Source organism: Sphingopyxis selenitireducens, from assembly GCF_051550705.1.
GTDB lineage: Bacteria > Pseudomonadota > Alphaproteobacteria > Sphingomonadales > Sphingomonadaceae > Sphingopyxis.
On the sequence record NZ_JBPULG010000001.1, the window covers coordinates 946,652 to 972,372 of the forward strand.

20 protein-coding genes are annotated in these 25,721 nt (G+C 59.8%); 6 read left to right on the forward strand and 14 right to left on the reverse strand.

What is annotated here, in order from left to right:
- Window positions 1-179 precede the first annotated feature (179 nt).
- The 4 genes from ACSYDV_RS04345 to ACSYDV_RS04360 are packed head-to-tail and all read right to left on the reverse strand — an operon-like array spanning window position 180 to window position 5,563.
- A complete protein-coding gene (locus ACSYDV_RS04345) occupies window positions 180-1,622 on the reverse strand; it encodes an MFS transporter (protein ID WP_438322511.1) in 1,443 nt (480 codons plus the stop codon).
- Window positions 1,623-1,633: 11 nt separating this feature from the next.
- On the reverse strand, window positions 1,634-1,942 hold the full coding sequence (locus ACSYDV_RS04350) for a DUF4387 domain-containing protein (protein ID WP_438322512.1): 309 nt from the start codon (window positions 1,940-1,942) through the stop codon (window positions 1,634-1,636).
- Window positions 1,935-3,323 (reverse strand): acyclic terpene utilization AtuA family protein, encoded by a 1,389-nt coding sequence (locus ACSYDV_RS04355; protein ID WP_438322513.1) that lies wholly within the window; start codon window positions 3,321-3,323, stop codon window positions 1,935-1,937. Before ACSYDV_RS04355 ends, ACSYDV_RS04350 begins: the two co-directional genes overlap by 8 nt.
- Window positions 3,320-5,563 (reverse strand): TonB-dependent receptor, encoded by a 2,244-nt coding sequence (locus ACSYDV_RS04360; RefSeq protein WP_438322514.1) that lies wholly within the window; start codon window positions 5,561-5,563, stop codon window positions 3,320-3,322. Before ACSYDV_RS04360 ends, ACSYDV_RS04355 begins: the two co-directional genes overlap by 4 nt.
- Window positions 5,564-5,717: 154 nt before the next feature.
- Between ACSYDV_RS04360 and ACSYDV_RS04365 the strand changes: the two genes are divergently transcribed.
- Window positions 5,718-6,392, forward strand: a complete 675-nt coding sequence (locus ACSYDV_RS04365; protein WP_438322515.1) for a Crp/Fnr family transcriptional regulator — start codon at window positions 5,718-5,720, stop codon at window positions 6,390-6,392.
- 333 nt (window positions 6,393-6,725) lie between these two features.
- Here ACSYDV_RS04365 and ACSYDV_RS04370 read toward each other — a convergent pair whose 3' ends face one another.
- Window positions 6,726-7,658, reverse strand: a complete 933-nt coding sequence (locus ACSYDV_RS04370; RefSeq protein ID WP_438322516.1) for a hypothetical protein — start codon at window positions 7,656-7,658, stop codon at window positions 6,726-6,728.
- A gap of 246 nt (window positions 7,659-7,904) precedes the next feature.
- The gene (locus ACSYDV_RS04375; protein WP_438322517.1) at window positions 7,905-8,669 is read right to left on the reverse strand and encodes an AraC family transcriptional regulator; all 765 of its coding nucleotides are present in this window, start codon (window positions 8,667-8,669) and stop codon (window positions 7,905-7,907) included.
- 92 nt (window positions 8,670-8,761) lie between these two features.
- Here ACSYDV_RS04375 and ACSYDV_RS04380 point away from each other — a divergent pair, with 92 nt between their 5' ends.
- Window positions 8,762-10,009, forward strand: coding sequence for an MFS transporter (locus ACSYDV_RS04380; protein WP_438322518.1), 1,248 nt, complete (start codon window positions 8,762-8,764; stop codon window positions 10,007-10,009).
- An 11-nt stretch (window positions 10,010-10,020) separates the two neighbouring features.
- Here ACSYDV_RS04380 and ACSYDV_RS04385 read toward each other — a convergent pair whose 3' ends face one another.
- From ACSYDV_RS04385 to ACSYDV_RS04395, 3 genes are read right to left on the reverse strand one after another with little or no spacing between them, the layout of a single operon-like run.
- Window positions 10,021-10,338 (reverse strand): 2Fe-2S iron-sulfur cluster-binding protein, encoded by a 318-nt coding sequence (locus ACSYDV_RS04385; protein ID WP_438322519.1) that lies wholly within the window; start codon window positions 10,336-10,338, stop codon window positions 10,021-10,023.
- Window positions 10,339-10,349: 11 nt separating this feature from the next.
- Entirely contained in the window at window positions 10,350-11,702 is a 1,353-nt protein-coding gene (locus ACSYDV_RS04390) for a cytochrome P450 (RefSeq protein ID WP_438322520.1), read from the reverse strand.
- Between the two features lie 59 nt (window positions 11,703-11,761).
- Window positions 11,762-13,942 (reverse strand): TonB-dependent receptor, encoded by a 2,181-nt coding sequence (locus ACSYDV_RS04395; RefSeq protein WP_438322521.1) that lies wholly within the window; start codon window positions 13,940-13,942, stop codon window positions 11,762-11,764.
- 377 nt (window positions 13,943-14,319) lie between these two features.
- Between ACSYDV_RS04395 and ACSYDV_RS04400 the strand changes: the two genes are divergently transcribed.
- Complete coding sequence (locus ACSYDV_RS04400; protein ID WP_438322522.1) at window positions 14,320-14,874, forward strand: TetR/AcrR family transcriptional regulator; 555 nt, start codon at window positions 14,320-14,322, stop codon at window positions 14,872-14,874.
- Here the strand turns inward: ACSYDV_RS04400 and ACSYDV_RS04405 are convergent.
- The 5 genes from ACSYDV_RS04405 to ACSYDV_RS04425 are packed head-to-tail and all read right to left on the reverse strand — an operon-like array spanning window position 14,871 to window position 22,018.
- The gene (locus tag ACSYDV_RS04405) at window positions 14,871-15,902 is read right to left on the reverse strand and encodes a DUF7064 domain-containing protein (RefSeq protein ID WP_438322523.1); all 1,032 of its coding nucleotides are present in this window, start codon (window positions 15,900-15,902) and stop codon (window positions 14,871-14,873) included. The genes ACSYDV_RS04400 and ACSYDV_RS04405 overlap by 4 nt on opposite strands.
- On the reverse strand, window positions 15,899-18,094 hold the full coding sequence (locus ACSYDV_RS04410) for a molybdopterin-containing oxidoreductase family protein (RefSeq protein ID WP_438322524.1): 2,196 nt from the start codon (window positions 18,092-18,094) through the stop codon (window positions 15,899-15,901). The genes ACSYDV_RS04405 and ACSYDV_RS04410 overlap by 4 nt, the downstream gene beginning before the upstream one ends.
- A 7-nt stretch (window positions 18,095-18,101) precedes the next feature.
- On the reverse strand, window positions 18,102-19,235 hold the full coding sequence (locus ACSYDV_RS04415) for a phosphotransferase family protein (protein ID WP_438322525.1): 1,134 nt from the start codon (window positions 19,233-19,235) through the stop codon (window positions 18,102-18,104).
- A 45-nt stretch (window positions 19,236-19,280) separates the two neighbouring features.
- Window positions 19,281-20,591: a cytochrome P450 gene (locus tag ACSYDV_RS04420; RefSeq protein ID WP_438322526.1), complete on the reverse strand. Its 1,311-nt coding sequence runs from the start codon at window positions 20,589-20,591 to the stop codon at window positions 19,281-19,283.
- The gene (locus ACSYDV_RS04425; RefSeq protein WP_438322527.1) at window positions 20,588-22,018 is read right to left on the reverse strand and encodes a hypothetical protein; all 1,431 of its coding nucleotides are present in this window, start codon (window positions 22,016-22,018) and stop codon (window positions 20,588-20,590) included. Before ACSYDV_RS04425 ends, ACSYDV_RS04420 begins: the two co-directional genes overlap by 4 nt.
- A gap of 477 nt (window positions 22,019-22,495) precedes the next feature.
- Between ACSYDV_RS04425 and ACSYDV_RS04430 the strand changes: the two genes are divergently transcribed.
- The 3 genes from ACSYDV_RS04430 to ACSYDV_RS04440 are packed head-to-tail and all read left to right on the forward strand — an operon-like array spanning window position 22,496 to window position 25,706.
- Window positions 22,496-23,914 carry an aldehyde dehydrogenase family protein gene (locus tag ACSYDV_RS04430; protein ID WP_438322528.1) on the forward strand — a complete coding sequence of 473 codons (1,419 nt, stop codon included), beginning with the start codon at window positions 22,496-22,498 and terminating at the stop codon, window positions 23,912-23,914.
- Window positions 23,911-24,750 (forward strand): enoyl-CoA hydratase/isomerase family protein, encoded by an 840-nt coding sequence (locus ACSYDV_RS04435; protein WP_438322529.1) that lies wholly within the window; start codon window positions 23,911-23,913, stop codon window positions 24,748-24,750. Before ACSYDV_RS04430 ends, ACSYDV_RS04435 begins: the two co-directional genes overlap by 4 nt.
- Window positions 24,747-25,706, forward strand: a complete 960-nt coding sequence (locus ACSYDV_RS04440; RefSeq protein ID WP_438322530.1) for an SDR family NAD(P)-dependent oxidoreductase — start codon at window positions 24,747-24,749, stop codon at window positions 25,704-25,706. The genes ACSYDV_RS04435 and ACSYDV_RS04440 overlap by 4 nt, the downstream gene beginning before the upstream one ends.
- Window positions 25,707-25,721: the final 15 nt, after the last annotated feature.

Below are 25,721 nucleotides of genomic sequence, written 5' to 3' on the forward strand. Positions count from 1 at the left end.
AGAAGCGGTTAGTTAAAATCAGAACGGTCGCGATTGAGGCGACGATCTTACGTTCTCGCAAAACAATGCCCCCGATCATTCGAATATCCGCTGGTCGATGCAGCAATTTCCGTCGCGCGGGACCCACAAGAATTGAATCGCGCGCGCAGGTCGTTATCGAATAGGAAAATCTCCTACCGCTAGCCGCCTGATCCCGAACGTTTCTCTCGGAGGATGCGAAGATTGTCTTCATGCTTTGCTTCATCGAGACGAATGGTGAGCAGGCTGAGGATCGCACCGACGTAGATAACCCATATTGCCGGGACATAGGCCAATCCCATCTTTGCCATATTGGCGTCGGACACCTGGTCCGGCGAAATTCGGTCCGATAAGCCGGCGGCAGCCAAAACGAGACTTGCGGCAAACACGCCCACCCCCGCAGTGGTCTTTTTCAGAACGTTGTCGACCGAAACGAGAAGACCTTCGGAGCGCCGACCGGTTTTCAACTCGCTGTCCTCGGCCACGTCGACAATCATAGATGTAATTGCCATGGCACCCATCAGCGTCAGTGCGCCTACTGCAAGAGCCTCGGCGATCAGGATCGGGAAAAGGTCCGGGGATCCGTTCGGAGGAAGCACCCCCATCAACCGCAGCGATACCGGCAGGGTCGACGCCAACGCCAAAGCACCGAAAATCACGATAGCGCCGCGCCTTTTGCCCAGACGCTTCGTGATCTGAGGGCCGATCAATATCCCCAGCAGTGCAGCGACGATTCCGATGATCGGCAGGTAGGAGAGCTGCTTGGGCGTCAAGCCCCAGAAGTAGACCTGGAAGTAAGTCGACAATCCCCCAACCAGCCCGGTAGCAACGGCGACGAACAGGCCGGCCGCATTGACCGTCCAAAGCGATCGGTTCGACAGAGTTTCTATTACCTCGCGCAGGACGACTTTGGGCGTCGCCTTTCGCGCCGGCGGTTGCCGGAGGGTCGGGATACGGCTGTGAGTGCCGATCGCGCAGATCAGGATCGATGTCGCGATGACGACGGCAGCGACGATGCCGTAGGCGCCGTAGGACGAGCGTATGAACAGACCGCCGGACTTTTCGTCGAGGAAGAATGTGTAGGCCGCCCACAGGAGCAAAAGGCCACCCGCGAAGGTGAAGAAGTAACGATAGGCTACGAGCAACGTGCGTTGGTGATAATCGGTCGTCAGTTCCGCCGCCATTGCCGAAGCCGGAACCTCGAAGAAGGTATCAACGAAGCGCAGAACGACGATGCAAGTTATCATGTAACCAAGCGTCGCTTCGGGAGACCAACCCACAGGCGGCATCCACAACATCGCAAATACAATGGCATAGGGAATGGCTGCTGCATACATGAAGGGATGCCGGCGCCCCCAGCGGCTGCGAAAATTGTCCGAGACCTGGCCGATCACGGGATCGAGCAGCCCGTCGATCACGAGGGTGATCGCGAGCGCGCTTCCGATCCACGTCGCCGGCAACCCGATGACCTGACCATAGAAGATGAGCAGGAAGGTCGCGATACTCCGGTTCTTGATTCCGTTCGACGCAGAACCCAGTCCGTATAGCAGCATCGTCGATCGTCTGAGCGGCGGAGCGCCGGCTTCTGAAGAATTCGGGGTCATGTGGGGGCTCCCTAGTCAATTTCGACGGAAAGCAAGGGAACGAAATATTGTCCGGCATGCGAATCCGTGTCTTCAGGCGATCCTTGGACATGCGGGCGCGGGAAGCTGATCTTGAGAACATGGATCGAAGGCAGCTGGAACTGACGGATCATGTTCTCCGACACGCCGAACAGCTCAGCGATTTCGCGCGAAGCCAGCGCCGGCGACCGCGCAATTCTCTCGAAGCTCTCGTCATCCTCACAGAAGATATCGATCGTCACCCAATATGGCCCGGCACTCTTCGAGCGGATGTATTTTGCAATTTGACCCAGCTCAGCCACGGGCACTCTCCCCGATCGTTTCGAACACCGTTCGAGCGAATGCGTCGGGGCGATCGACCGAGACAACATGATTTAATTTGAACTCATATTGTCGCCCAAGCTCGACCTCGGCGGGCGAGAAGGGAAAGGCGAAGCTGGGCAACGGGTCATCCATGTTGAGCGGGAAGTGGAGGATCATCGGATTGCAATATTTTGCGATTTCGGTCGCCAGCTCCTGTGTCGGCGCCCAGACAAGCGTCATCAATCCAACTTCGTGCGGCGGCGAGGCAGCCGGCACGGGGTTCAGCGCATTCTTTCCATAAGGTCTGAAATCGAGCCGATAATCGCCCTCGCCAAGCCCAAAGACCCGCGCGATGCCGGCGCGCAGCCAAGCATCCATATTGGCAAGCCATTCGTCGAACCGCGCCAGGAGCTTCGGGTCGGCAATGGCGCTGAATACCATCGTGCGATATCCGTGGCCGCCCGCCCCTTCCAGCTTGATCGTGTAAGGCATGATCTCTGCTTGCGAACCGGTCACGCGTACCCGCCGACCGTCCAGCGCTTCGTAATGGGCATTGCTCGCATCAAGCACGACACCCGGCTCCTTCAGTCGGAACGGATCGCTGTTCTCGTAAAGCAGATGCGCCGAGACGGTGTAGGGCGTGCAGCTATTCTCGCTGTCGAGAGGTTCGATCTCGAACCCCTCGGGGTCGATCGTGAAGATCACCCCGCCGCGCCGCGTCTCGACCGTGCAGAGGCCGCCGCACTCCGCCGTTTTAGCCGCATGCCACGATGCGCCCGCCGGCAAACCGCGCATCAGCGGCACGGCGGACAGGACAGCCGTATCGGTCGTCCGCCCGGACAGCACGATATCCGCGCCGCCCGCGATGGCGTCAGCAAGCGGCTCATAGCCGAGCAGGCCGACGATATGCTCGCACTCCCCCACCCGCTCGGCTGTCAATGGCATGGCGGGATCCAGCGGGGCCGTGCGCCCGGCCTCGATACAGGATAGCAGCGCCTCAGGCTCGATTTCGGAATAGACGAGAGCGAGCCGCGCGGACAGGCCCTCTTCGTGCGCGATCTCACGGGCGATGTCCGCTATCCAGTCGACGCCAGAATCGGTTCCCGAGGTGCCGCAGGATCCGACGAGGAGCGGAACATCGAGCCGGTCACGAGCCAGCATGAGCTGCCTCAGATCATGCTTGGTTGCCTGCCGGGTCATCTTGGAGGTGGCGTTGCCGAGATAGTAAGGACCGCTATCGGTCGAACCGCCGTCGACCGCGATACAGTCGGGCAACAGGGAAACGCCACGTTCGAAGGCGGCTTCGGGGCAGCCCGCACCGAGCACGCCCGAGGGCACGAGGACTTTGCATGACGCGCGGGAGGCCGTCTCGTCGCTCATTGGAACTTGGCCCGCAGGGTGACGCCAAGCTGACGCGGCGCGCCATATTGGACATATTGATAGACGCCGCCGTTGGTCTGCCAGATCCGGTAGACCTTATTGGTGAGGTTATGGCCCCAGAGCTGCAAAGAGTAACGGTCATCGAAATTATAGGTGAGGCTCGCATCCCACAGGGTACGCGGCTTGCGATATTCACGATACTCGTTGATGTTATTCTCGAACGCGTCGCTCTGATAGTCCATCGTCACTTCTGCGCGCAGCCATCCCCACGCCGCGTCGCGCGAACTTTGCATTCCCAAAGTAGCGTTTACCGCATGCTTGGGGGTACGGCTCATCCGGTTGCCAGCCCCATCGACGAAGGTTGCCGTGCCATCCGCCAGATAGGCGGACGTCTGGATGAAGCGCGTGAAATAGGGATGGAGATAGGTGTAGCGCACATTGGCGTCGATCCAGTCGGTCGGCTGGAAGATGAACTCGGTCTCGACCCCCTTGATCGTGGCGTCGGCGGAATCGATCGCGACGCGCGTTCCGACGGGCGCCTGTGCGGCATCGGGCACATATTTGATCGTCTGGAAATCGCGATAATCCATCCAGAAGGCCGAGACATTTGCGCGGAGAGTGCGGCCGAACCAGTCGGTCTTGAGACCGATTTCGTAATTGGTCAGACGCTCGGGATCGGTCGGAAGGCGGGCAAGCGTGGCATCGCCCGGCTGCTCCTGAAACGCTCCTGACTTGAAGCCCGTCGACACGGTTCCGAATGCGAAAACATTGTTGCTAAGGCGGTAATCCGCGCCGACGCGATAGGTGAAGACACCCTTGTCGAAAATACCGGGGGTGGTTTCGGTATCGTAGCTCGTTACCGGAGCCGCAATCGGCCCTTGCAGACGCCGGGCCCGATAGACCTTGCGCTCCTTGGTGAAGCGGCCGCCTGCGAAAAGCCGCAGTCCAAAGTCGAACTTATATTGCCCCTCGCCGAACACGGCATAGCTGTCGTTGGTCGACCGGCCGAAAAAGCGATTGATCGTCGTGGGCGTTATCGACTGCTGCGACTCACGCTCTCGCGACACTTCGTCGCGGTTATAGAAGACGCCCGCGACCCAGCTGAACGGGCTGTTGCCGAGCGACGACAGCCGGCTTTCGAGCGAGTAGGAGTTAGCCTGCTCCTGCGCGAGTACCTGAAGACCGCTGACGGGAAGTCCATTCGCAGCGTTTGTAGCGGCGTCCGTGCCGTCCAGATCGTTCGCAAAGTCATAATCAAGGGTGCGCCACGCAGCGACCGTCGTCCAGTTTGCGAAACCGAGCACGTCCGTCGACAATTCGGCGCGCAGTCCGCCCGTTTTGGACTTGGTGAAGCCATAACGATCGGGGTTGGCGCGGCGCGGATTGTCGTAATCGGCGTAACCCTTGTCGGGGGTGAACGGATTGACGATCACGTTAAAGCGCGAGCTCTCCGCCAGATCCTGCTTTGCAATGTCGCCGGTCAGCAGCAGAGTCGTATCCGGCGACAGTTCAGCCCGCACATGGAGCCGGCCGCTGAGCTTGTTTTCATCGTCGAGCGCGCGGCCATCGAACGTCTTGCGGAACCCGTCATTCGTAACTGCACCAAGGGTCAGGCGTGCCGCAACACCGTCGGTGATCGGCGCATTCAGCATGAGGTTGCCGTTCATCTGACCATATTCGCCGAAGGTGAGTTGGGCATTGGCTTCGGCGTAATCGACCGGCTTCGCGGTCACGAAGTTGACCGAGCCAGCGACGACATTCTTGCCCCACAAGGTCCCTTGCGGCCCCTTGAGCACCTCGACGCGCTCCATGTCATAGAAATCGATGCCGAGCATGCCAGCGCGGCCCAGATAGACCCCGTCGAGAAACGCAACCGAGGACGGATCTCCGCCCGCACCCTGGTTGCTGCTACCAACCCCGCGGAAGAAGGGACGCGGTGCAGCCTTCGGAAAGGCGTCGAAGTTGATGCCCGGTGTCGCCTGCGCCAACCGGCTGAAATCGGTAATACCCTTGGCTTCGAGTTGATCGCCCGAGAATGCGGTGACGGTAATCGGCGCACTTTGAAGCGACTCCTCGCGGCGGCGGGCAGTCACGATGATTTCGCCGATACCGCCTTCACTGGCGCCCGCCTCCTCCACCGTCTCAGCAGCCGACGGCGCCTCTTGCGCGAGTGCGGGATGCCCCAACGCGAAGATGAATGCGCTCGACGCGAAAAGCAGGTGCCGTGTGTTGGGTGTCATATCGCCTCTCCTGTTCGTGGGCCGACTGCTGTCGATCCCGTGATTCGAGAGCTATGTGCCTCCAAGCGGCGCGATGGGCATGACACCTATGTTACACAGTGCAATCATAGGGACGTGCTACAAGCCCATTTAGGGAGAGAAGGCAAAACCATCCATGCAAAGGTTCATCAACCACGGAAACTGGATCGGCGATTTGCCCGAGACTGTCCGCGACGCAATGCTTGCGCGGATGGAAGAAGTAACGATCGAGCCTGGCGGGATCATTGCGCAGGCCGGTCGTGAGGCGAACCGCATCTTTCAGGTCGTCGAAGGATATGTGCGCCTTGTGGGCCTCCACGAGGATGGTAGCGAAGCGCTGATTACAATTTACATCGCCGGCAATTGTTACGCCGAGACGGCGATGGTGTCGCGGCGACGTTATAATCACACGTCAATCGCGATGGTCCGCAGCCGCATCCGGATATTGCACGAGCGCGACTTCTGGGAGCTCTACTATATGCATGCCGCCATTCCCGAAGCATTATGTCGAAAGTTCGCCGATGCCATCAGTTGGCAGTTTGCCGCGCGGGAGATGCGGGCGACGATGCGGCTACGCCAGCAGATCGCCAACATGTTCGCCGACTTTGCCGAGCGATGCGCCACTAACACGGCCGAAGGACCGATCGAACTAGACTTTCCGTTCACCCAGAGCGACATTGCCAGCATATTCGATGTAACGCGCCAGAGCGTTCAGCGAGAAATTACCTACTTCAAGGATCACGGTCTCGTCGAGAAGCGTGAAGGGAAATGGGTGGTCGTCGATCTTGTCCGGTTACGCCGAACCAGCTGAAACCCGTCAGTGCAACGACAGCGACCGCCTCTCTTGCAAAGGCAGTAAAGATCGCGCCTAAAACCTTCGCCCCTCTCGTTACAATTCATCACCCCATTCCGGAACTCAATACCTTGCCATAAAACGGCCCTTGGTGGCGGATGGCTGCGTGTCCGCTTTCCGGCGCCGATAGCAACAAGCAGGCATGCGGGACCGATCCAGATCGAAATGGCAGCGAACGGTCGCCTGCGGATATTTCCCGACTTCCCCCCGACCAGGCAGATTAGGGAGCGGTCGCAGCGAGTCCTATCAGTGTACCGACCACGCCCTTGCCATTTCGTTCAAGGGTAAAAATCAAGCCAAGTTCCGAGGCCGGTCCAAATAGCTTCCCTCGAAGGTGCCCGCAAAACCTTCCGCACTTGTCACGCTCCCATATATCACGTTGTTCGCGATATCGATCGTGCCTTGATATGTCAGGGTCGCGCTGAGGGGAGTCGTTCCGGTTTCCCATGACGATTGATTAACCGGCACAACGCCGCTGACTTTTCGTGACGAGAAGTCGATCTCGATCGGGGACTGGCCGGAAAAACCGCCCAATCCGTCATATAACAGAGAGGTCGTGTTCAGCGCGCTGCTATAACGACGAATGCCCGATTGTGGCATGTCATTGCTTCGCGTCCCGACGCCGAGCAGAAAGCGGTGGGTACTCTGCCGGGAAGCCATCGCTCCGGCATCTGGAAAGCCCCTCCAGTTTAATTCGAGCTCACTCCAGGTAAGATATCGGGAGGCCGGGCCGGGGCGAATTGTCCACAAAACGGCCCAAGAAGCTGGATCAAGCGTTATCGCGCCTGACCGCATGACAGAGTCTGTCTGTTCCGTCATCGTCGAACGAGGGATGACGATAGTTTTATCCTCAAACCTCAAGGTGATGGCGCCATCGGACGAATTATAACTATAGCCGAGGGCGCGCGGGTCTGTACCAAGAGAAGTTGTAGAGGACTCGAAAGCATAGAGCGGCGTCGCATCAGGTGTGTAACGCTGCTGAATAGTCACGGAAGCCGCGTAAGAATCCAGGCCACGACTTTGCGTGAGGTCGAAAAAGGTCGGATAGGTTGAGGTAGCAGGCGTGGGAGTGGGCGTCGGAACCGGCGTGGGTGCAGGCGTTGGCGTAACGGTCACCGGCGGCGGTGACGAGTTTCCGCCTCCACCGCCGCATCCCGCAACCATCATCGCCAGAATACACGCAACCTGTTTGCCAAATGCTCCTACAATTCTCCGATTTTTCAACCTAGCTCCCCCAACTTACGCCCGCCTTCCGCTCAACTGACAGATTCAACTTTGTTAATAGAGGGAAATTCATACCTAGCTCCTGATCGAGTGGTCGCCGCGCCTCCGCCACTGGCGTCGCGCTCTCCAAAATTGCGCTTCTGTTGGTGCGTAGAGGCCGCGTCGTCGTTGAATGGCCGGTTGGAGACTGTCTGTTAATGGCAAAACGGAAGCGAAAGCCGACAAGATGTGTTTGTCTGCAATCTTCTATGGCTTCAGATATCGGCTTGGGGGAACACCCAGCATTCGTTTGAACATCGTCGAGAAATTGCCGGGGCTGTCATAGCCGAGGTCATAGGCGATTGAGGTAACCGCCTCTCCCGCGGCAAGCTTCGGCAAGGCCACCGACAGGCAAGCTTGCTGACGCCATTCGGCGAAGCTCATTCCCGTCTCGCGGCGGAAGAGCCGCGTGAAGCTGCGCCGGTTCATCGCCATTTCATCAGCCCATTCGTCGATCGTCGCCGCCGCGCTTGGCCGTTCGAGAAAGGCATGACACCGGCGGGCAAGAACCCGGTGGGTTGGGAACGGAACGGCGAGCGGGATCGATGGCGCGCGTTCGATCTCCACCAGCAGAAGGCGCATGACGAGCCCATCGCGACCTGAAGCATCATATTCGGGCGGCACGTCGGCGGCGGCGCCCAGCAAGTGTCGAACGAGCGGAGACACACCGACGACCTGACATTTGTCACCTCGGCCCGCGCATTCCCCGGGCTCGATCAGGACGCTGCGCGTCTGCACCGCGCCGACCATGCGAACCGAATGCGGCGTGCCGGCCGGGATCCAGACCGCGCGCTCGGGCGGCGCAACCCATGACCCGTTGGGTGTGCTCACCGCCATCACGCCGGTAGCGGCATAGAGAAACTGGCTGCGGCGATGGCAATGTTCCGCAAGCTCATACGAGTCCGGATAATTGTGCCCGATCGCGATCAGCGGCCGGGCGACATGGTCATTCTCGTCGGGATAAAAATCCATCATGTCCCATTTGCAGAAAAGTTTGGCTCATACAACAAAGCGGGAAAGGTCTCGGATTGTTAAGCGCGCCGGACATTTCGAAAGCCCGCCCCATGACCGACACGACAGCCACCCTGCCAACCTCTCCAGACGCGGTTCACACCACAGCCCCGCCGCAAGACGGGCCAAAACTGGTCGTGCAGATTGTCGGCGCCGTAGCCTTCGCTCATCTTCTCAACGACCTGATCCAGGCCGTGCTTCCTGCCATCTATCCGATGCTCAAGGATAAATATCATCTGAGCTTCGGGGAGATCGGCTGGATCGCCCTCGTCTACCAGTTCACCGCCTCGCTTCTCCAGCCGTGCGTTGGTCTCTATACCGACAAGCGCCCCCTGCCCTATCTGCTGCCACTCGGGATGTTCGTGACGCTTGCCGGCGTGGGCTGGCTCGCGGCCGCTGGCAGCTATCCGTCGCTGATCCTCGCATCAGCGGTGATAGGCGTGGGGTCGGCGACCTTTCATCCAGAGGCTTCGCGCGTGGCGCGCATGGCCTCGGGAGGACGTTTCGGCACGGCGCAGTCCGCCTTTCAGGTTGGCGGCAACACGGGCTCCGCGCTGGGACCGATCATCGCATCGGCGATTATCCTGCCCTTTGGCCAGACCGCTGTCGGCTGGCTCGCCTTCGCGGCGATCGCGGCCATATGGGTGCTGTTCGGCATTACCCGCTGGCGGCTGAAAGCTGCCGCCGCGCTGCCCGTCGCTACGGGACCTGCGCAAGCGTCTCCACACAGTCGCCGCGAAATCGTCAGCGCCCTGTCCGCAATCGGCGTCCTGATGTTCGCCAAGTTCATCTATATCGGCGCTTTCACCAACTATTTCACCTTCTACCTCATCGAACGCTTTGACCTCAGCGTGCGCGAGTCCCAATTCTACCTCTTCTGCTTCCTCGCGGCGGTAGCTGCGGGAACCTTTGCTGGCGGCCCCGTGGGCGACCGGATCGGGCGCAAGGCCGTCATTTGGGCATCCTTCCTCGGGGTCGCGCCGTTCGCCATGATCCTGCCGCACGCAAACCTGTTCTGGACCGCTGTGTTCGCCATTTCGATCGGCGTCATCATGTCCTCTGCCTTCGCCGCGCTCGTGGTCTATGCGCAGGAACTCGTGCCAGGCCGCGTGGGCCTCGTCTCGGGATTGATGTTCGGCCTGATGTTCGGGATCAGCGGGATCGGCGCTGCCGGCCTCGGCCAGCTTGCTGACATTTACGGCATCGTATGGGTTTACAAATTCTGCGCCTATCTGCCGCTTCTCGGTCTCGCAACAATCTTGCTCCCCGACGCCAAGCAGCGGGTCGCGCCGTTGCAGTAGGTGAAAACGTCTCAGTCTTCCTTGGCGATGAGGAACCGCATTCCTCCGATCCTGTCGTTGAATGGGAGCTGGCACGAAAGGCGGGAAAAGGCGTCACGGTCCGACGATGTATCGAGCAGTTCGGTTTCGTCGTCGCTCGCCGCTTCCAGCAAATCTACGAACGCAGGATCGACATGGATGTGACATGTTGCGCAAGACAGGCACCCGCCGCAGAGCGCCTGCAATTCGTCGATTCCGGCATCCCGCACAATTTCCATGATGGAAAGCCCTTCGGTCGCCTCGATGACATGCTCGGTCCCGTCCCGGGTAACGACAATGATATTGGCCATCGAAATATCGATCAGGCTTTGCGGACGGGCACGGCGTCAGGACAACGGATGATGAGCCCTGTCGTGCGCACTTCGGACGGGTCGACGGCCAACACAATATCGGGGAGATTTTTCGTCATCGACCGCATGATATGCGTGAAGCTCTGGCGCGCCAGTTGCTGGCCCATGCAGCTGTGGCTACCGGCACTGAATGTCAGGTGCGGCGTCCGCTTGCGATGGATATCGAACCTTTCGGCGTCCGGCCAGACACGCGGGTCGCGGTTGGCGACGCCGAAGATTCCGTACATGCTCGAGCCCGCCGGAATGTCGACACCGGCAAGCTGCGTGTCGGTCGCCGCCGTGCGCGGGAGAATGAAGCCGGACGGCATCCAGCGCATCGCTTCTTCTATTGCGGCAGTCCAAAGCGAAGGATCGGCGACAACCTGCTGATATTGCTCAGGATGCAACATGAGCGAATAGGCAATGTTGGCCGACTGCCGCCACGTCGTCTCGATACCGGCAGGCAGCAGGAAGCGGCAATAGACGATGATTTCGCGCGCGGAGAAACTCAGTCCGTCGCGTTCGGCCTTGCTCATGAGAGACATGAGATCGCCCTTGTCGAGATCGCCGCGAGACTTGCGCTCCTCGTAAACCCTGCCGAAATATTCGTCGAGCTCGACCGCAGCGCGCCCGGCCGCCTCAAAGTCGCGCGGCCCACCGAACACGGCCTCACCCAGTCCGACAAAATAGCTGAGGTCGACCATATCGATGCCGATGACCTTTGCCATGCTCATGTAGAGCAGCGGCAGCGCGAGATCGCGCGACAGATCGGCGTCTTCTCCCGCGTCCACCATGCCGCGAATGCGCTGGGTCAGAAATTCAGCGAGGGGCGCGATGGTGTCGTCGGCAAGATCGGTGAGGAAGCGGCGCGAGAATACTTCCTGCTCAAACAGACGGCGCATGGCTTTATGTTCCGCACCGTCCAGCTCGTTTACGAACGTAAAGCCGGGATTTTGGGCGTCGCCATGCGCGCCATAGGCCCCGTCATTTACGAAGGTTGCGGGGTCCAATACCATCGATTTTAACGCAGCATGGCCCACGACGGCGAAGTTCGGCAGATCAAGATCGCGTCCGAAAGCGTTGTAGACGTGGAGAGGGCCATATTTGCCATCGACATATTGGACGACATCCTGTCCGCCATCGCGCAGGCGCCCGAAGTGCGTGAACGGGTCGATCGATACTGCCGGGTCGAGCCCCGCCATGTCGTGATCGGCCGATTTCAGCTGCACTTCAGGGATCCCGCGGATGACCCCGTCCATTCGCCGCATCGCATCGCGGTCCATCACGGTGTTTTCATCAATACGGTCGATGATATCGATGCCCATTCTCAACTCCCAAAAATATCTGGCTCAGCTAAAACCCGAGCGCGGGCCTTCGTTGCGGGTCAGAATTTGCGCGACAGACGCAGGCCCCAAGTGCGGGGCGGGCCATAATTACCCATGAAACCGATACCGAAATTGATCACATTCTGTTTGTAATCCACGTTGAATGCGTTGTTCAAAAACGCGGTCAACTGGGTCTTTTCGGATGCGTCAGTGAGCGATGCCGAGAAATTCACGATCGTGTAAGCCTTCTGGCGCTCAAGAGGATTCTGGTTCTCGTACCGCAGCACGACCTGCGAACTGTGCATCAGATTGGCATCGAGGCGAAGCGCAGAAAGCAATTGCCCGCCAAGTTCGAATTCGTTCGAAATACCGGCATTTATCGTGAATTTCGGCGCGCGCGGAAGCGGGCTGCCGTCGAGATCGATCTGCTGGGCGATTACCGGATCGAAGGTGGTATAGTTTCTAAACACCGCATGTTGCCAGGTTGGCGCCACCGAGATGTTGAGGCTCCGCGTCGGATTCCATCGCAGTTCGGCCTCGACGCCGTAAATCTCGGCGTCGGCATTGTTGACCACGGTCGTCGACGGCGGAACGTTCCGGGTGATTTGCAGGTCCTTATAGTCATAATACCAGCCCGCGACGTTGAGCGTCAGGGTGCGATCCAGGAACTGCGACTTAATGCCCACTTCAAAGGCACTCATGTCCTCGGGCCGGTAGAGCGGCAAGATTTCGCCGCTTCCCGAAGGCAGGTTGACGCCGCCGGACTTATAACCTTTTGACCACTGAATGTAGGATTGCACATCGTCGGTGAGGTCGAACTTCAGCGCGACCTTGGGAATGAACTTGTCGTCCTTGCTCTTGAAGGCGCCCTCAAATTCGGGAACGATCGGGTCGAGCGAGAAGATTTCGCGATATTTGTTATTCTCGTGATTATAGCGCATCCCGAGGTTCAGCGAGACGAGGTCGTTGAAACGGTAATTGAGGTCGACGAACGCAGCGTAATTGTTGATGTTCGCGCGCTGGCCCAGATTGATCGTCGCCCCGACCGGCAGCCCTTGCGCCGGTGCGAGATCATCCTGCAGCGTGACGGGCAGATTGCCGTAATATTTTTCGTGAAAATAGTAGAGGCCGACGATCCAGTCGAGATTGCCGCTCGTCCCGACAAAGTTCAGTTCCTGGCTGATCGATTCCGACGTTCGCGCAAAATCGAACACATCCTGAAAGCGGACAAGCGATCCGTCGGCGTCGACGGCAGCGTGACTATTGTGATCGATATAGCCGGTGAGCGACTTGATCGTCAGGTCGTCCGACGCTTCCCATGTTAGAATATTGGACGCGATCAAAGTTTCGCGGCGCCCACCAAAGGGACCATCGGCCAGAATCTTGTTGGGTTCGGCGATAAAGGTCGAGGCCGGAAATGCGAGCGGTCCAATCGCCTGCTGATAGGCAACGGCAGCCTTGTTCCGCTCATAGCGGATCGATGTTTCGTTCCGGAACGCCGAACCCGCGGGCTCGATCGCCAACGCAAATCGGCCATAGACCGTATCGACGCCGTTCAACTGCTGACCGGTGTTGAGAACGCGGACATATCCGTCCTGCTTCTCGCGTCCGCCGCTGACCCGCACCGAGATGCCCGGCGCGATGGCGCCAGAGATATATCCGTTGACGCCGATGGCATCGCGCGATCCGGTCGACACTTCGATCTTTCCGGTGAGCTCTTCGGTCGGTTGCTGGGAAACGAAATTGATCGCCCCGCCTGCGGCGTTCCGTCCGTAAAGGGTCCCCTGCGGCCCGCGCAGCACTTCGACACGATCAAGATCGACCGCGCGGAACGTCGCCATGTCCGAACGTGGCAGGTAAATGCCGTCCACATAAAGCGCGACCGTGGGTTCGGTCGCACCTGAATCGACATTGGAGCCCGCACCCCGGATCGTGATCAGCGTCGTCCCGAAATGCTCGCCCCAGTTGAGATTGGGAATGACCTTCGACAAGTCGCGAATATCGCTGAGTCCCTTGGTAGCGAGGTCTTCGCCGGAAACGGCCGAGATGGACGCAGGCACGTCTTGCAGGGACTGAGAGCGCTTGAGGGCCGTCACGACGATATCGCCATCTCCTCTAATTTCGTCTGCGGCGGCCTGCGGCGCGGCACTCTCCTGAGCCTGAGCGGAAACAGAAAGGGCCAACGCGGGCAACACCGCCATAGCGCCCGCAGTCTTCAGCATCGATTTGGTAATCGTCATGTCCATCCTCCCACCTCGGTATCGTCGGCGCGCAAACGCCTGGCGATCTCGAACAGCAGCGGTTCTTCCGCCTTGATTGTGGACGCTTTACCGAAGATGGAAATGAGCCAAAAATTCATACGCAACAAAGCGTACGAGCGGCCATCACCGAGTGGCCGAATCCGTCAATCCCAATCATCTTCAGCTCTGCGTCCGACTGATCCGAACTTGTTACAAATTATGTTCCATGTCAACGCAGAATTTGCGCGCTGAATATGGGTTCCGGGAGGTTGCCCAAAACCGCGAAAAGCCATAAGCCGATTGTCATGCGGCCGCCGTCATGAGCGTCCGGGGGAAATGATTTGACCAATTCAAAGAAGCCAGACGGAAAACAGCGCGTGACGAAGCAGAAGGTCGCGGCCGCTGCCATTCAGTGCTTCAAACAATTCGGCGTTCATAGAACGTCGATGGCCGACATCGCCGATGCCTATGGCGTGTCGCGCCAGACACTGTATCGCATGTTCGAAAACCGGTCCGTTCTGCTGGAATATATCGCAACCCAGCGCATCGACGTCCTGATGACGAACCTCGGGAAATTCCTCTCCCAATATAACCGCCTGAGCGATGCCATCGTCGAAGGGATGGTCTATTCCATCAAGCTTGGCCGCGCCGATGAGCTGCTGATGGAAATCATCCTCCAGGAAGGCGACGCGCATTTCACGACGTTCCAATTCGGCGGCACCGAGCAGGTTCAAAAAGCGATGCGCGATGCCTGGCAACCGCTCATCGACGCATCGCGCGAGGCCAACGAGATCGCCGACGGAATGAGCGACGCAGAAATCATCGAGTGGCTCAATAACGTCGGCCACTTTCTAAACGTCCGGCCCGACTATAATGAGGATGATCACCGGCGCATCCTCCAGAAGTTCGTCGTGCCGTCGCTTCGCTTCTAGACCACGAAGCCTGGGCGGCCAAAAGGCGCCTGAACAAGCTTTCCATTTTTAAATTCATTGGGCCCATTTTCGAGCGCCCCGCCCTCGATCCAGAAGGGTCGCGTCGATCCATTGCGCGGATTGATAATCGTCTCCACGCTACCGCCGCCGATCAAGTCGCCGCACTGGACGGTACAGGGCATCGACAGTTCGAAATGCTTCCCCTCAAGCGCCATGACGACGCTGCCATACCCTCGCGCCTTGAACGTCAACTCGCCCAGCGTCGGTTCGTAGACAACCACTTTCACGCCCTTTGGCGAAATGCCGTCACCAAGCGCCATCGAAACTTCGGCATCAATGACCTCGGCCAGATAGGTCACGCCATCGATCACCAGATAGGCGCAAGGCATCGAATCCCCGGACTGGGAACGACCATTTTGAAATCCGAATGCAAAATTGGGACCGAAGGAGCCGCCTAGCCACCATCCGGCATAGAGGTCGGCACGGGGATTGTGGATGAGACGCGTCCCCCAGCTATGATCACGGTATGTGCCGCCCTTCACATCGAACCACCGATCGCCAAGCCGGACCCTGCCCTCGAAATTTCCCGCGCCCTGAATATGGTTGGAGAACCAGGTTTCGGTGGTCTCGGTCCGCGGAGTCAGGGACATAAAGTCATAAGGGTGGTGGACGTCGGTAACCCGAATATCCATTTCGACATGCTCGTCGTGCGCCGTCCAGCGGCTGGTATTTCCATCGAAGGTCGCGGCAACGAAATCATCGGTGCCAAATCCGGTCGGCAGCCGGTCCGACGCACGATATGGCAGATCCTGCGCATTGCGCGCATAACCGGGCCCGTTTCGCGAAACGATGCCGAAGCAGCATTTTGTAAAGCCGCGGTTGGGTTGATGCCCGATACGTATGACGCCGCCCATTTCCTGCTCTGGATCGGCCCAGCTGATAACCACGCTTTCCTGCCACCACTCATCGCCGTTGTGATCATGCGGCCATTCGGAATTTTCAGGCATGAGGACCGGGTTGATAATCACGAAATCACCTCTTTCTGTTGAAGCTCGTCCGGGGAAGCAGCACTTGATTCCAAGTCTGCGACGATCCGCACAGGAATGGCCGACATGCGGGGCATATGGTTCACCGCCTCGCAATCGTCGTCGAGGCTGACGAGACGCGCCGTGTTCGATCCGCCCTTGTCATATGGCGCCTCGCTGCCGGGCAATCCGCCCCAGCAATGTGCCATGGAGACAACACCGCGCCGAAGTGCCGGCTCAGCGCGCACCCTCCCGGCAATTGTCGCGTGCGGAGAGACAATTTCGACGCTATCCCCGGCCGACAGGCCGAGTTCATCCATATCCTCGGGATTCATGAAAGCGGGGTTGTACTGGAAGCGTTCCTGCACCGCAGGAAAGTTGCGCCCGAAGCTGTTCTGACTTTCGCGCATTCGCCTCGAAATCAGGCGGAAGGGAAAGTCCGCCGCGAGAGAAAGCGGGTCGTCCGCAAACATATCGGCCATGTCGGCTTCGACATCTTCCGGCATCAGCGCAAAGCGCTTCGTTCCCACGTCGCCGGGCTGAATGATCGCGTCAGGCAGCTCATCGAATATCTTGCCATCCGGCAGCGCTGCCAACTCATCGACGGTAATCGGCGAATGGCGCATAACCTGGGCGATCAGGTCGCGCGTGGTCGGCGCATTCTCCATGTCCAGCGCCGCCTCTTCAAATATGATCGTCTTCCCGAGCCGCTTGGCCAGCCCCCAATAGATCCGCCATTCATCAACGACGTCTGCGCCCGCCGGAGGCGGCACCATCGGCGGGCAGTAACGCTGGTAGGGGACGGGCATGAACATGCCCTCATAAGCCGGCGTCATCAGTACATCCTCGCGCTCGTAAAGCAGCTTGGGCGGAATGATATAATGGGCAAGTTCCGTCGTTGCCGTCGGGAACGGTTCAACCACCACCAACAGATCCAGGGCTTTCAGTGCCTCAACCGTCTTGATCTGGTCAGGCATGGCGATCGCGGGATTGGCGCCCGTTACGACCAGAGAGCGGATGCGGCCTTTGCCGGGAGTGAGTATTTCCTCGGGCAGCGTGCCGCTCATCATCTCTCCGAACATCGCGCCAATTCCCCGGACGCGGCTCTTCGGTCCGGTCTCGAACTCGCGCATCGGGGGAATGACTTCGGCAACCGGCGGATTGATCCAGAGAGGGTTGATGACACCGGGATTTCTGAGCTTCTCGCCAGCCCGCATAAATCGGCCGCAGATGATGTTGAGGACCTGGATCAGATGCTCGGCAAGGTTCGAGCGCGCCGCCATATTGGGACCGGTGCTCGAAAAGGCAGGCCCGATCCGGCATTCGGAAGCGAAAACACGGGCAGCATCGGCAACCAGCTCTGCCGGAACCCCGGCCCTGGCCGCCGTATAGTCGAGTGTAAAAGGCTCGACGGACCGGCGGAGTTCCTCGATCTGGGTCACATAATCGCGGCAAAATTCTTCGTCGTGATAGCCATGCGCCAGAATTTCACGGATGATGCCAGCCATCAAGGCGGGATCTTCGCCGGGGCGAATCTGCAGGTGAATATCCGCCATCTGCGCGGTCTCGGTGACGCGCGGATCGATCACGATCAGCTTCATCCCGCGCGCCTTCGCATCGCGGAACTGCTTCGTCATATTGAATGGTATGACGCCCTGGACCGACAGCGACACCAGCGGGTTGCCACCGCACAGCATCAATACCTCCGCATCATGGAAGTGATGCATCGGCGCCCGCCACATCCCGATGCGGTTCATGCCGACAAATTTGGCAGACTGGTCAATTGTCATCGTCGTAAAAAAGGAAGGCGAGCCGATCGCGCGTTGAAAAGCCTCCAGCATCGGTGCCGCCGTCACGTTCAGATAGGCCTGAGTCCCCTTAAAGAGCGCCGCCGATTCCGCCCCTTCCTCTTCGATGATGGCTGCCATCCGCCCGGCAATCTCGTCCAGCGCGGTCTCGAACGGGATCCGCTGCCAGCTTCCGTCAGCCATCCGTTTCATCGGATGCAGGATGCGTTCGGGAGCGTTCATCGCATCTGCTGCACTGAGGCCCTTGATGCACGCGTAGCCGCGGCTGAGGACATGATCCTTGTCCCCCCGGACCTGGGTAACCCGATCATCCTCGATCGTCAGCTTGACCCCACACGTGCCAATGCAAATGCGGCATGATGACTTGACCTCGCGAACCTCTGGCATCGTCATCCTATCCCGAAACATTTTCCCCGAGTGCGGCCATGGCCGCGAGCAATTCGGATCTCTGCAATTCCCACATCAGGCGCTGCCCCTCCCAATGTTCACGCGGCATACGGCGCATACCGATCGCCCCCCACGTAGCGAGGCGGAAGGTCGACATCGCAGCCGCGAAATCCCAGTGCGCGATAATGCCGCCAGCCGCCTCATAAGCGGCGATCGCCAGCTCGCGTTCAGGGGGATCGGCTTTGGTCGATCCAAGCGAGGCGATCACGCGCGCGGCGGACAGAAAATAGGCGACATCTTCGGCAGGCAGGCCGTGATGGCACAATTCCCAGTCGAGCATCGCGAGCAGGTTGCGATCGGCGTCGAACATCGCATTGGCGAAAGTCAGGTCGCCGTGACAGACCGTGGGCTCAAGGCCCTGCGGTGCAACCCGGTGCAAGACTTGGGCCACAGCATCGATGGTTTGCCGGATTTCGCTATGGAGCGCCGCGCGCTCCCCTTCCTCGACCTCCGGAAAGCGCACATGAAGTTCCTGCTGCGCCCAATTGATCTCGCGGTCGATGAAATATTCGCCCTCTCCTCCCCGGGTGAAGAGCGAGGGGACGCCAAGGTCCGCGGCGGGAATTTTGTGCAGCAGCGAGGCGAAGCGCATCAGTTCTCCAAGCATCTTCGTTCGCTCGGCGACCGTCGCGTCGGCATAGGGGCCCATCTGCAGATACTGGATCGTCGGGGTCAATGCCGTGATGCGGTTCATCACCAGCGCATCCGCCCCCTCGACAATAAGGCCGTCGAGGTCGAGCCACCGCACCGCAGGCACGGTCAAACCGCGTTGGCCGAGCGCCTGCATGATATCGAACTGATCCTTCAGCGAGACCTGCGAAAAAATCCCGTCATTGCCGAGGTCAAAGCGCAAGACACACTCATCGATATCGACTTGCCCATCGGCCGCCCGGTGGAGGTCGAACATCAGCGTTCCCCCCGACGCGCCCGCCGCGAGGCTGCCATTGGTGAAATGCACCGTGATGTCGCCGGTTTCGCCCTGCTCGCATATGAAAGCGGCGATCCGTTCTTCACTCACCTGAGTGGCGCTGGCTGCGAGCGACCGCAAGGCGCTCAGCGAGCCTACTCCATCGACTGCCATTCGAAACTCTCCCTTTTGCACCCAAGCGGTGCCTGTTGATTTTGATCAGTTCATCGTGAAGCGGATCGGCAGGCGCTTGAGGCCGTTGACGAACACGCTCTGAATGAATTCGGGTTCGCCGTTCAGCTCGACATGCTCGAGGCGAGGCAACATCGTCTCGAACAGCGCCAGCATTTCGAGGCGAGCCATATGCTGGCCAAGGCAGGTATGCGCGCCGAAGCCGAATGCGAGCTGCGGGTTGGGTTTGCGGTCGATCCGGAACTCGAACGGATTGTCAAAAACGGCCTCGTCGTGATTGCCCGACGCATAGGCCAGCATGATCCAGTCGCCCTTGCTGACGGCTTGGCCGCCGATCTCGGTATCGGCGGCAGCAGAGCGCATGAAGGTCTTGACCGGGGTCGCCCAGCGAATGCCTTCCTCGACAAGCTGAGGCAGCAGCGACGGATCGGCCCGAACCCGGTCAAGCAGGCCGGGCTGGGTTGCAAGCGCCCACATGATCGCCGAGATTGACGAGGAGGTCGTATCATGACCTGCGGTCGCGACGATAATGTAATAGCCGACTTCCTCGGCGGTGCCGATTGGCTCGCCATCGATCCGCGCGTTCGCAATCAGGGTCGCCAGATCATCACGCGGATTGGCGCGCCGGTCATCGCTGATGGCGGAAAAATATTTCGTCAATCCGTCGACCGCGCCCTGCACAATCGCCGAATATTGACTGGCGTCGAGCGATGCCATGGCCTTTGCCGTATCGGGATCCTGCGGCCCGAACATTTCCTGGGTCAGGCGCAGCATCAGGCCATAATCCGCAGCCGGCACCCCGAGGATTTCCATCACCACACGAAGCGGATAAGGCACCGAGATATCAACGGCGAAATCGCATTCGGGGCCAAGATTGGCCATCGTCTCGACAACTTCGACAGCAAGTTCGCGGATCGCGGGTGCACGATCACGCAGTTTTCCGGGCATGAATTTCCCCTGCGTCAAACCGCGATACTGACGATGCTCGGCCCCATCCATCGTCACCAGCGATTTCACGAGATGCGGACATCCTGTGATCGCATGATTTCGGCGGACATGCGCGGCATTGACGAAGGTCGTTGCACGATCGCCGCTGGGAAACATTGCGTTATTCTTGCTGACGCCAAGGATATCGGCGTGGCGAGTGACCACCCAGAAAGGATCGAAGCCCTCCGGCTCGGCGCGCGAGACCGGCATGTTCGCGCGCAGCCAGCGATAGATTTCATGAATTTCGGCGGTCGCATATACCGACGGGGTGGCCAGCTTTTGCGCCATGTCCGCCGGCATCGTCGGCCCGCTGGTCATGGGGGCCGAACCATCGAGTGTCGCCGCGCTCATGCCGCGATCCGTTCAAAGGCTTGATCGGCCAACGGCGTGACAATCGCACCGGGCGTGGCCTTCGTCCAATTGCCGCCGGCAAAAGTCTCGACACCATTGACGAAGATATGGGCGTAGCCCCCTGCCCTTGCCTCACGGCGCCAGTCGCCGGTCGGCATGTCATGGACGATGTCGAATTTCAGATAATCGACGTACAGGTCCGCGAGGTCATAGACGATCAGATCAGCCCAATATCCCGGCAAGATCGCGCCCCGGCCGGGGATGCCCAGGGTCCGGGCGATCTTGAAACTGAGCTGATAATGCAGTTCCTCGATCGACATGCTTTTCTGCTCACGTCCCATCCGAACGATCAGTTCGGTCGCGTAGAAGCCGTTCGACATTGACTTGGTGTGTGCCCCGCCGTCGGAGACACCCGCAGCGATTGAGGGATGCGAGAGCATCCGCGCGGGCAATGTCGCGTCCCACGCCGAGAAAGAGGCAGACTTGAGCTGTAATTTGAGACCGGAGCGCACGCCGAGGTCGCACAAAATTTCGACAACGGTACGGCCCTCGCTCTCGGCAATCTCGCCGAGATCTCGCCCGACATAGACGTCGAGATCAGGAACACCGCCAAGATCGATAACGGTGAAGGCTTCAAAACCGGCGGCGCTGTTCGAAGGACCGTCGCGCAGATACTCGTCCGAAAAACTCTTCACAAAGGCAGCGTTCGACAGCAGCCCGAGTATCTCCTCGTCACTCTGGCACGCGACCATCTCGCGCACCGCCGCCATGCTGCCTGCAGAGGTGTCGAGATCGCGGATGCCGCCTTCGACCCAGCCATAGTGGATCAGCGCAGCGCCCGTAATATCAAGTCCCCGCTGCCGCATATTGTCGATCCACTCGATATCGGTCTCGACCAGAGCTGGATGCCCGTCGACCGTCACCAAAATGTTGTGAATCACCCGTACGCCTGATCCTTTGGCGGCCTGGGCGACGGCTTCCGAAGTGCCCCGGTCACCGTTCGGCCCCACATTGGCAAAGAACTGCACGATCCCGCTGCCGCGCTCGATCAGCCCCTGTGCAATAGCGAGGATGGACTCGCGACTGAGCGTATCGGTCGGCATGGACGTACCGTCAAAATCGACGTGGGTATTGCCTTCAGCGCCCATAACCGAGGCCGAAATACCGATCGCGCCAGCGTCCATCGCCTCGTTGATAAGACGGTGCATCTCGGCGATCTCGGCCGCGTTCGGCTGGCGCTCCTTGGCCGCGTCGATCCCCATCACGTAAATCAGCAACGGATTAAGCGGCAGATAGGTCATGATGTTGACGCTCTTCGGCAACGCGCGAAGGCTGTTCATGAATTCCGGGAAGGTTTCCCAGTCCCAAGGCAGCGCGGCGCGCTGCTGCTCGACGGGAATTTGCTCGGTGGTGGAGAGCATCGCCATCGTGCGCTCTCGGTCAGCGGGGCGGACGGGCGCCATGCTGAAGCCGCAATTGGCATTGAGGATCGAGGTAACACCCTGCGGCCCGGAATCGAGACACTGGGGGCTCCAGAAGATCGCAGCGTCATAATGGGCGTGCTGCGTGATATGGCCCGGCGCGACAATCTTGCCGTCCACGTCGAGAACATTCTTTGCGCTGCGGCCGACGAGCGAGCCAACCGCCGCCACGCGCCCGTCAGCAATCGCAATATCACCACGAAACGACGGCGCGCCCGTACCATCGATGATCTCGGCCTTCCGGATCAGGAGATCATACTGCTCCATGCCGAATTCCTTTCCCAAATTTCATTCTTGTCTATTGACCGAATATGTTACAAGATATGTCTCGTGTCAACCAACGTGTGGCGCCGAGTATCCGCCATTTTTCGCCTTGCGAACGGGACGCGGTCAAATCGGCGTTGATCAAAACGGGAGAGTGTGATGGACTTCGATTCGGCTTACCGGATGACCATTGGCGGTGAACTCATCGAGAGCGACCGTCGCATCCAGGTGATCAATCCAGCCAATGGGCAAGTCTTTGCCGAAGCCCCCAATTGTTCGGTCGCCGAACTGGATCGCGCGGTATCCGAAGCCCGCGGCGCTTTTCCGGCATGGCGCAACACGCCGATTTCCGAACGCCAGCGATTGATCGCCGCGGCAGCGGACCTGCTGGAAGCGCATGCGGCCGATCTCGGGCGGCTGTTCACACGCGAGCAGGGGCGCCCCGTCGAAGGCGCAATCGCCGAAGTCGGCATCGGCGTCGCATGGCTGCGCGCCTATGCGGCCATGCAGCCCCCAGTCCACCGGGTCGATAGCGGAGACGGCCAGATCATCGAGACTCACTATGTCCCGTTGGGCGTCGTGGGCGCTATCTCGCCCTGGAATTTTCCGGTGAACCTGTCGATATGGAAGATCGCCCCCGCGCTGCTCGCGGGGAACACGATCGTTCTCAAGCCCTCGCCGTTTACGCCTCTGTGCATGCTCAAAATCGGGGAGCTTTTGAACAGCGTCTTTCCGCCCGGGGTTCTCAACATCATCACCGGCGACGACGATCTGGGTCCGTTAATGACCGCCCATCCCGGCTTTGCGAAAATCAGTTTCACCGGATCAACCGCCACCGGCAAGAAGGTGATGGAAGCCGCGTCGAAGGACCTCAAGCGCGTAACGTTGGAACTGGGCGGCAATGATGCCGCGATCGTTCTGCCCGACGCGGATGTCGACGAGGTAGCGGCGCGCATTTTTTACGGTGCCTTCTTCAACAGCGCGCAAATCTGCATCGCAACCAAGCGCCTCTATATCCATGAAGATATTTACGACCGGATGCGCGACAAGCTGCTCGAGATCGCCAGGGCAACAAAGGTCGGCGATGGCAGCGAGCAGGGCACCGATCTCGGGCCGATCCAGAACCGGCGACAGTTCGAGCGCGTAACCGAGCTGATCGAGGATGCACGGGCAAGCGGCCTTGTCCTCCTTGAAGGTTCGGCCGTGCCGCAGCAGGGTTATTTCGTGCCGGTAACGCTCATCGACAATCCGCCTGAGAATTCACGCGTGGTGCACGAGGAAGCCTTTGGCCCCGTTCTGCCGCTTCTCCGGTTCAGCGACATCGAAGATGTCATCGCACGAGCGAACGACAGCGAATATGGCCTCGCCGGTGCCGTGTGGTCATCCGACATCGAAAAGGCAAAGGACGTAGCACGCCGCCTCGAGACCGGAACGGTCTGGATCAACTCCAACCTCATGCTTCGACCCGACGTCCCTTTTGCAGGACATAAGCAAAGCGGGTTCGGGGTCGAAAACGGCATCGAAGGCCTGCTCGAATATATGGCGCCGCAAGCCGTCTATTTTCCGGCACCCCAATGAGCGTTGCGCTGGAAAAGCATGGCGCGGTCCGCCTGATCCGCGTCAGTTCGCCACCACACGGCATTATGGATGGTCGCGGCGTCAGGGAACTGGCAGCGGCGGTGGAGGACGCACTTGATGACGAGGAGGTTCGCGCCGCCGTCATTACAGGCGCCGACCCTGAAGTTTTCATTCGTCACTATGACCTTGCCGCAATCCGCAAGGCCGCCGACGCCATCCGTTCGGGTGCCATCGGCCCGGAGAGTTTCGTCGACGCCGATTTCGCGCGAATGACCGATCGGATTGCGGCCTCGCCCGTTCCCGTCATCGCGGCCATCAACGGCATCTGCATGGGCGGAGGTTTCGAGATCGCGTTGGCATGTGACATCCGCGTCGCCCGGCGTGACGTAGAGCATATCGGCCTGCCCGAAATTCGCGTCGACATCTTGCCCGGAGGGGGCGGCACAATCCGCCTGGCTCGGTTGATTGGCGAAGGCCCCGCTCTAGATATCGCGCTGCGAGGACGCACGGTCGATGCAAAGCGCGCGCACGAACTCGGTATCGTGGGCGATCTCGCCGACGATGCTGTTACCGCGGCGCTCGAAATCGCACATGGTCTTGCCGGACGCGATGCGCGCGCGCTGGGCGAAATCAAGCGTCTCGTCAGATCAGCCCATGAAGGGCCAGTCCAAGACCGGCTCAAGGATGAACGCCTCACATTTGGCCGACACCTCGAAACAAGCGATGCGGCGCTCGCCAGCATGGACGCGGCGCTCGCTTCCGTAACGATGCTTGAGGTCGTGGCGGGTTGCGAACCGAACGTCGCCACCAAGGACAAGACGGGAGACGACCGATGACAGAGATAATCGCTTTCAAATCCTCCAACCGCTTTCCCGGGACGGCGGAGATACTCGATGGCTTCAATCTTTCCGGAAAAGTCGCGTTGGTGACCGGCGGCTCGGGTGGACTGGGGCTAACGACCGCGACAGCCCTTGCACGCGCCGGAGCCAACGTCATCATCGCCAGCCGCCCCGGCATGAAACTCGATCATGCGGCGGAAGCCCTTCGCGCCTCCGCCACCGGGCAGATTGAGGTTGCGGGGGTCGATCTGGCCGATCTGGCATCGGTCGATGCGCTGGCCGACCGGCTCATCGCTGCGAGGACTCCGATCGACTTCCTCGTCAACAACGCCGGGGTTATCGGCGCACGGCAGCTCTCGTCGATTGGCGTCGAAATGGGCTTCATGACCAACGTCGTCGGCCATGCCGTGCTGGCAAGCCGGATCGCTCCGCTTCTGGCCGACGGTGCCCGCATCGCGTGCGTCAGTTCCTTTGGCCATCATTATTCGCCCGTCGTCTTCAACGATATCAACTTCGATCATCGCCCTTATTCCGCGTGGAGCAGCTATGGGCAGTCAAAGACCGGTACGTGCCTGATGGCCGTCAAGCTGAGCAAGACGTTGCGCGACCGCGGCGTCGACGCCTTCTCGCTCCATCCCGGGCAGGTGGTCACCGACATGGCCCGCTCGATGGTCGAAGAGGATTTTGCGGAGCAGGTGGCAAAAACCGGTGAGATACCGCCCGAGGACTTCATGACCCCCGATCAAGGCGCCGCGACGACAATCTGGGCACTGACCGAGCCGCGTCTCGCTGGTAAAGGCGGCGCTTATCTTCAGGAGTGTGCCATTGCCGCGGTGCGCGACGAGCCCGACTATCGCACCGGCGTGATGCGCTACGCGATCGACCCGGCGCTGGCCGAGAAGCTGTGGGACAAGGCTGCGGAACTCAGCGGCCGCGACCTTCCTCTTGCGTGAGCGAGAAAGGGCTGC

Coding starts and splice junctions, on each gene's coding strand:
- ACSYDV_RS04345 (WP_438322511.1), bottom strand. CDS start 1,622: ATGACCCCGAATTCTTCAGAAGCCGGCGCTCCGCCGCTCAGACGATCG.
- ACSYDV_RS04355 (WP_438322513.1), bottom strand. CDS start 3,323: ATGAGCGACGAGACGGCCTCCCGCGCGTCATGCAAAGTCCTCGTGCCC.
- ACSYDV_RS04360 (WP_438322514.1), bottom strand. CDS start 5,563: ATGACACCCAACACACGGCACCTGCTTTTCGCGTCGAGCGCATTCATC.
- ACSYDV_RS04365 (WP_438322515.1), top strand. CDS start 5,718: ATGCAAAGGTTCATCAACCACGGAAACTGGATCGGCGATTTGCCCGAG.
- ACSYDV_RS04375 (WP_438322517.1), bottom strand. CDS start 8,669: ATGGATTTTTATCCCGACGAGAATGACCATGTCGCCCGGCCGCTGATC.
- ACSYDV_RS04380 (WP_438322518.1), top strand. CDS start 8,762: ATGACCGACACGACAGCCACCCTGCCAACCTCTCCAGACGCGGTTCAC.
- ACSYDV_RS04385 (WP_438322519.1), bottom strand. CDS start 10,338: ATGGCCAATATCATTGTCGTTACCCGGGACGGGACCGAGCATGTCATC.
- ACSYDV_RS04390 (WP_438322520.1), bottom strand. CDS start 11,702: ATGGGCATCGATATCATCGACCGTATTGATGAAAACACCGTGATGGAC.
- ACSYDV_RS04395 (WP_438322521.1), bottom strand. CDS start 13,942: ATGACGATTACCAAATCGATGCTGAAGACTGCGGGCGCTATGGCGGTG.
- ACSYDV_RS04410 (WP_438322524.1), bottom strand. CDS start 18,094: ATGCCAGAGGTTCGCGAGGTCAAGTCATCATGCCGCATTTGCATTGGC.
- ACSYDV_RS04415 (WP_438322525.1), bottom strand. CDS start 19,235: ATGGCAGTCGATGGAGTAGGCTCGCTGAGCGCCTTGCGGTCGCTCGCA.
- ACSYDV_RS04420 (WP_438322526.1), bottom strand. CDS start 20,591: ATGAGCGCGGCGACACTCGATGGTTCGGCCCCCATGACCAGCGGGCCG.
- ACSYDV_RS04425 (WP_438322527.1), bottom strand. CDS start 22,018: ATGGCGATGCTCTCCACCACCGAGCAAATTCCCGTCGAGCAGCAGCGC.
- ACSYDV_RS04430 (WP_438322528.1), top strand. CDS start 22,496: ATGGACTTCGATTCGGCTTACCGGATGACCATTGGCGGTGAACTCATC.
- ACSYDV_RS04435 (WP_438322529.1), top strand. CDS start 23,911: ATGAGCGTTGCGCTGGAAAAGCATGGCGCGGTCCGCCTGATCCGCGTC.
- ACSYDV_RS04440 (WP_438322530.1), top strand. CDS start 24,747: ATGACAGAGATAATCGCTTTCAAATCCTCCAACCGCTTTCCCGGGACG.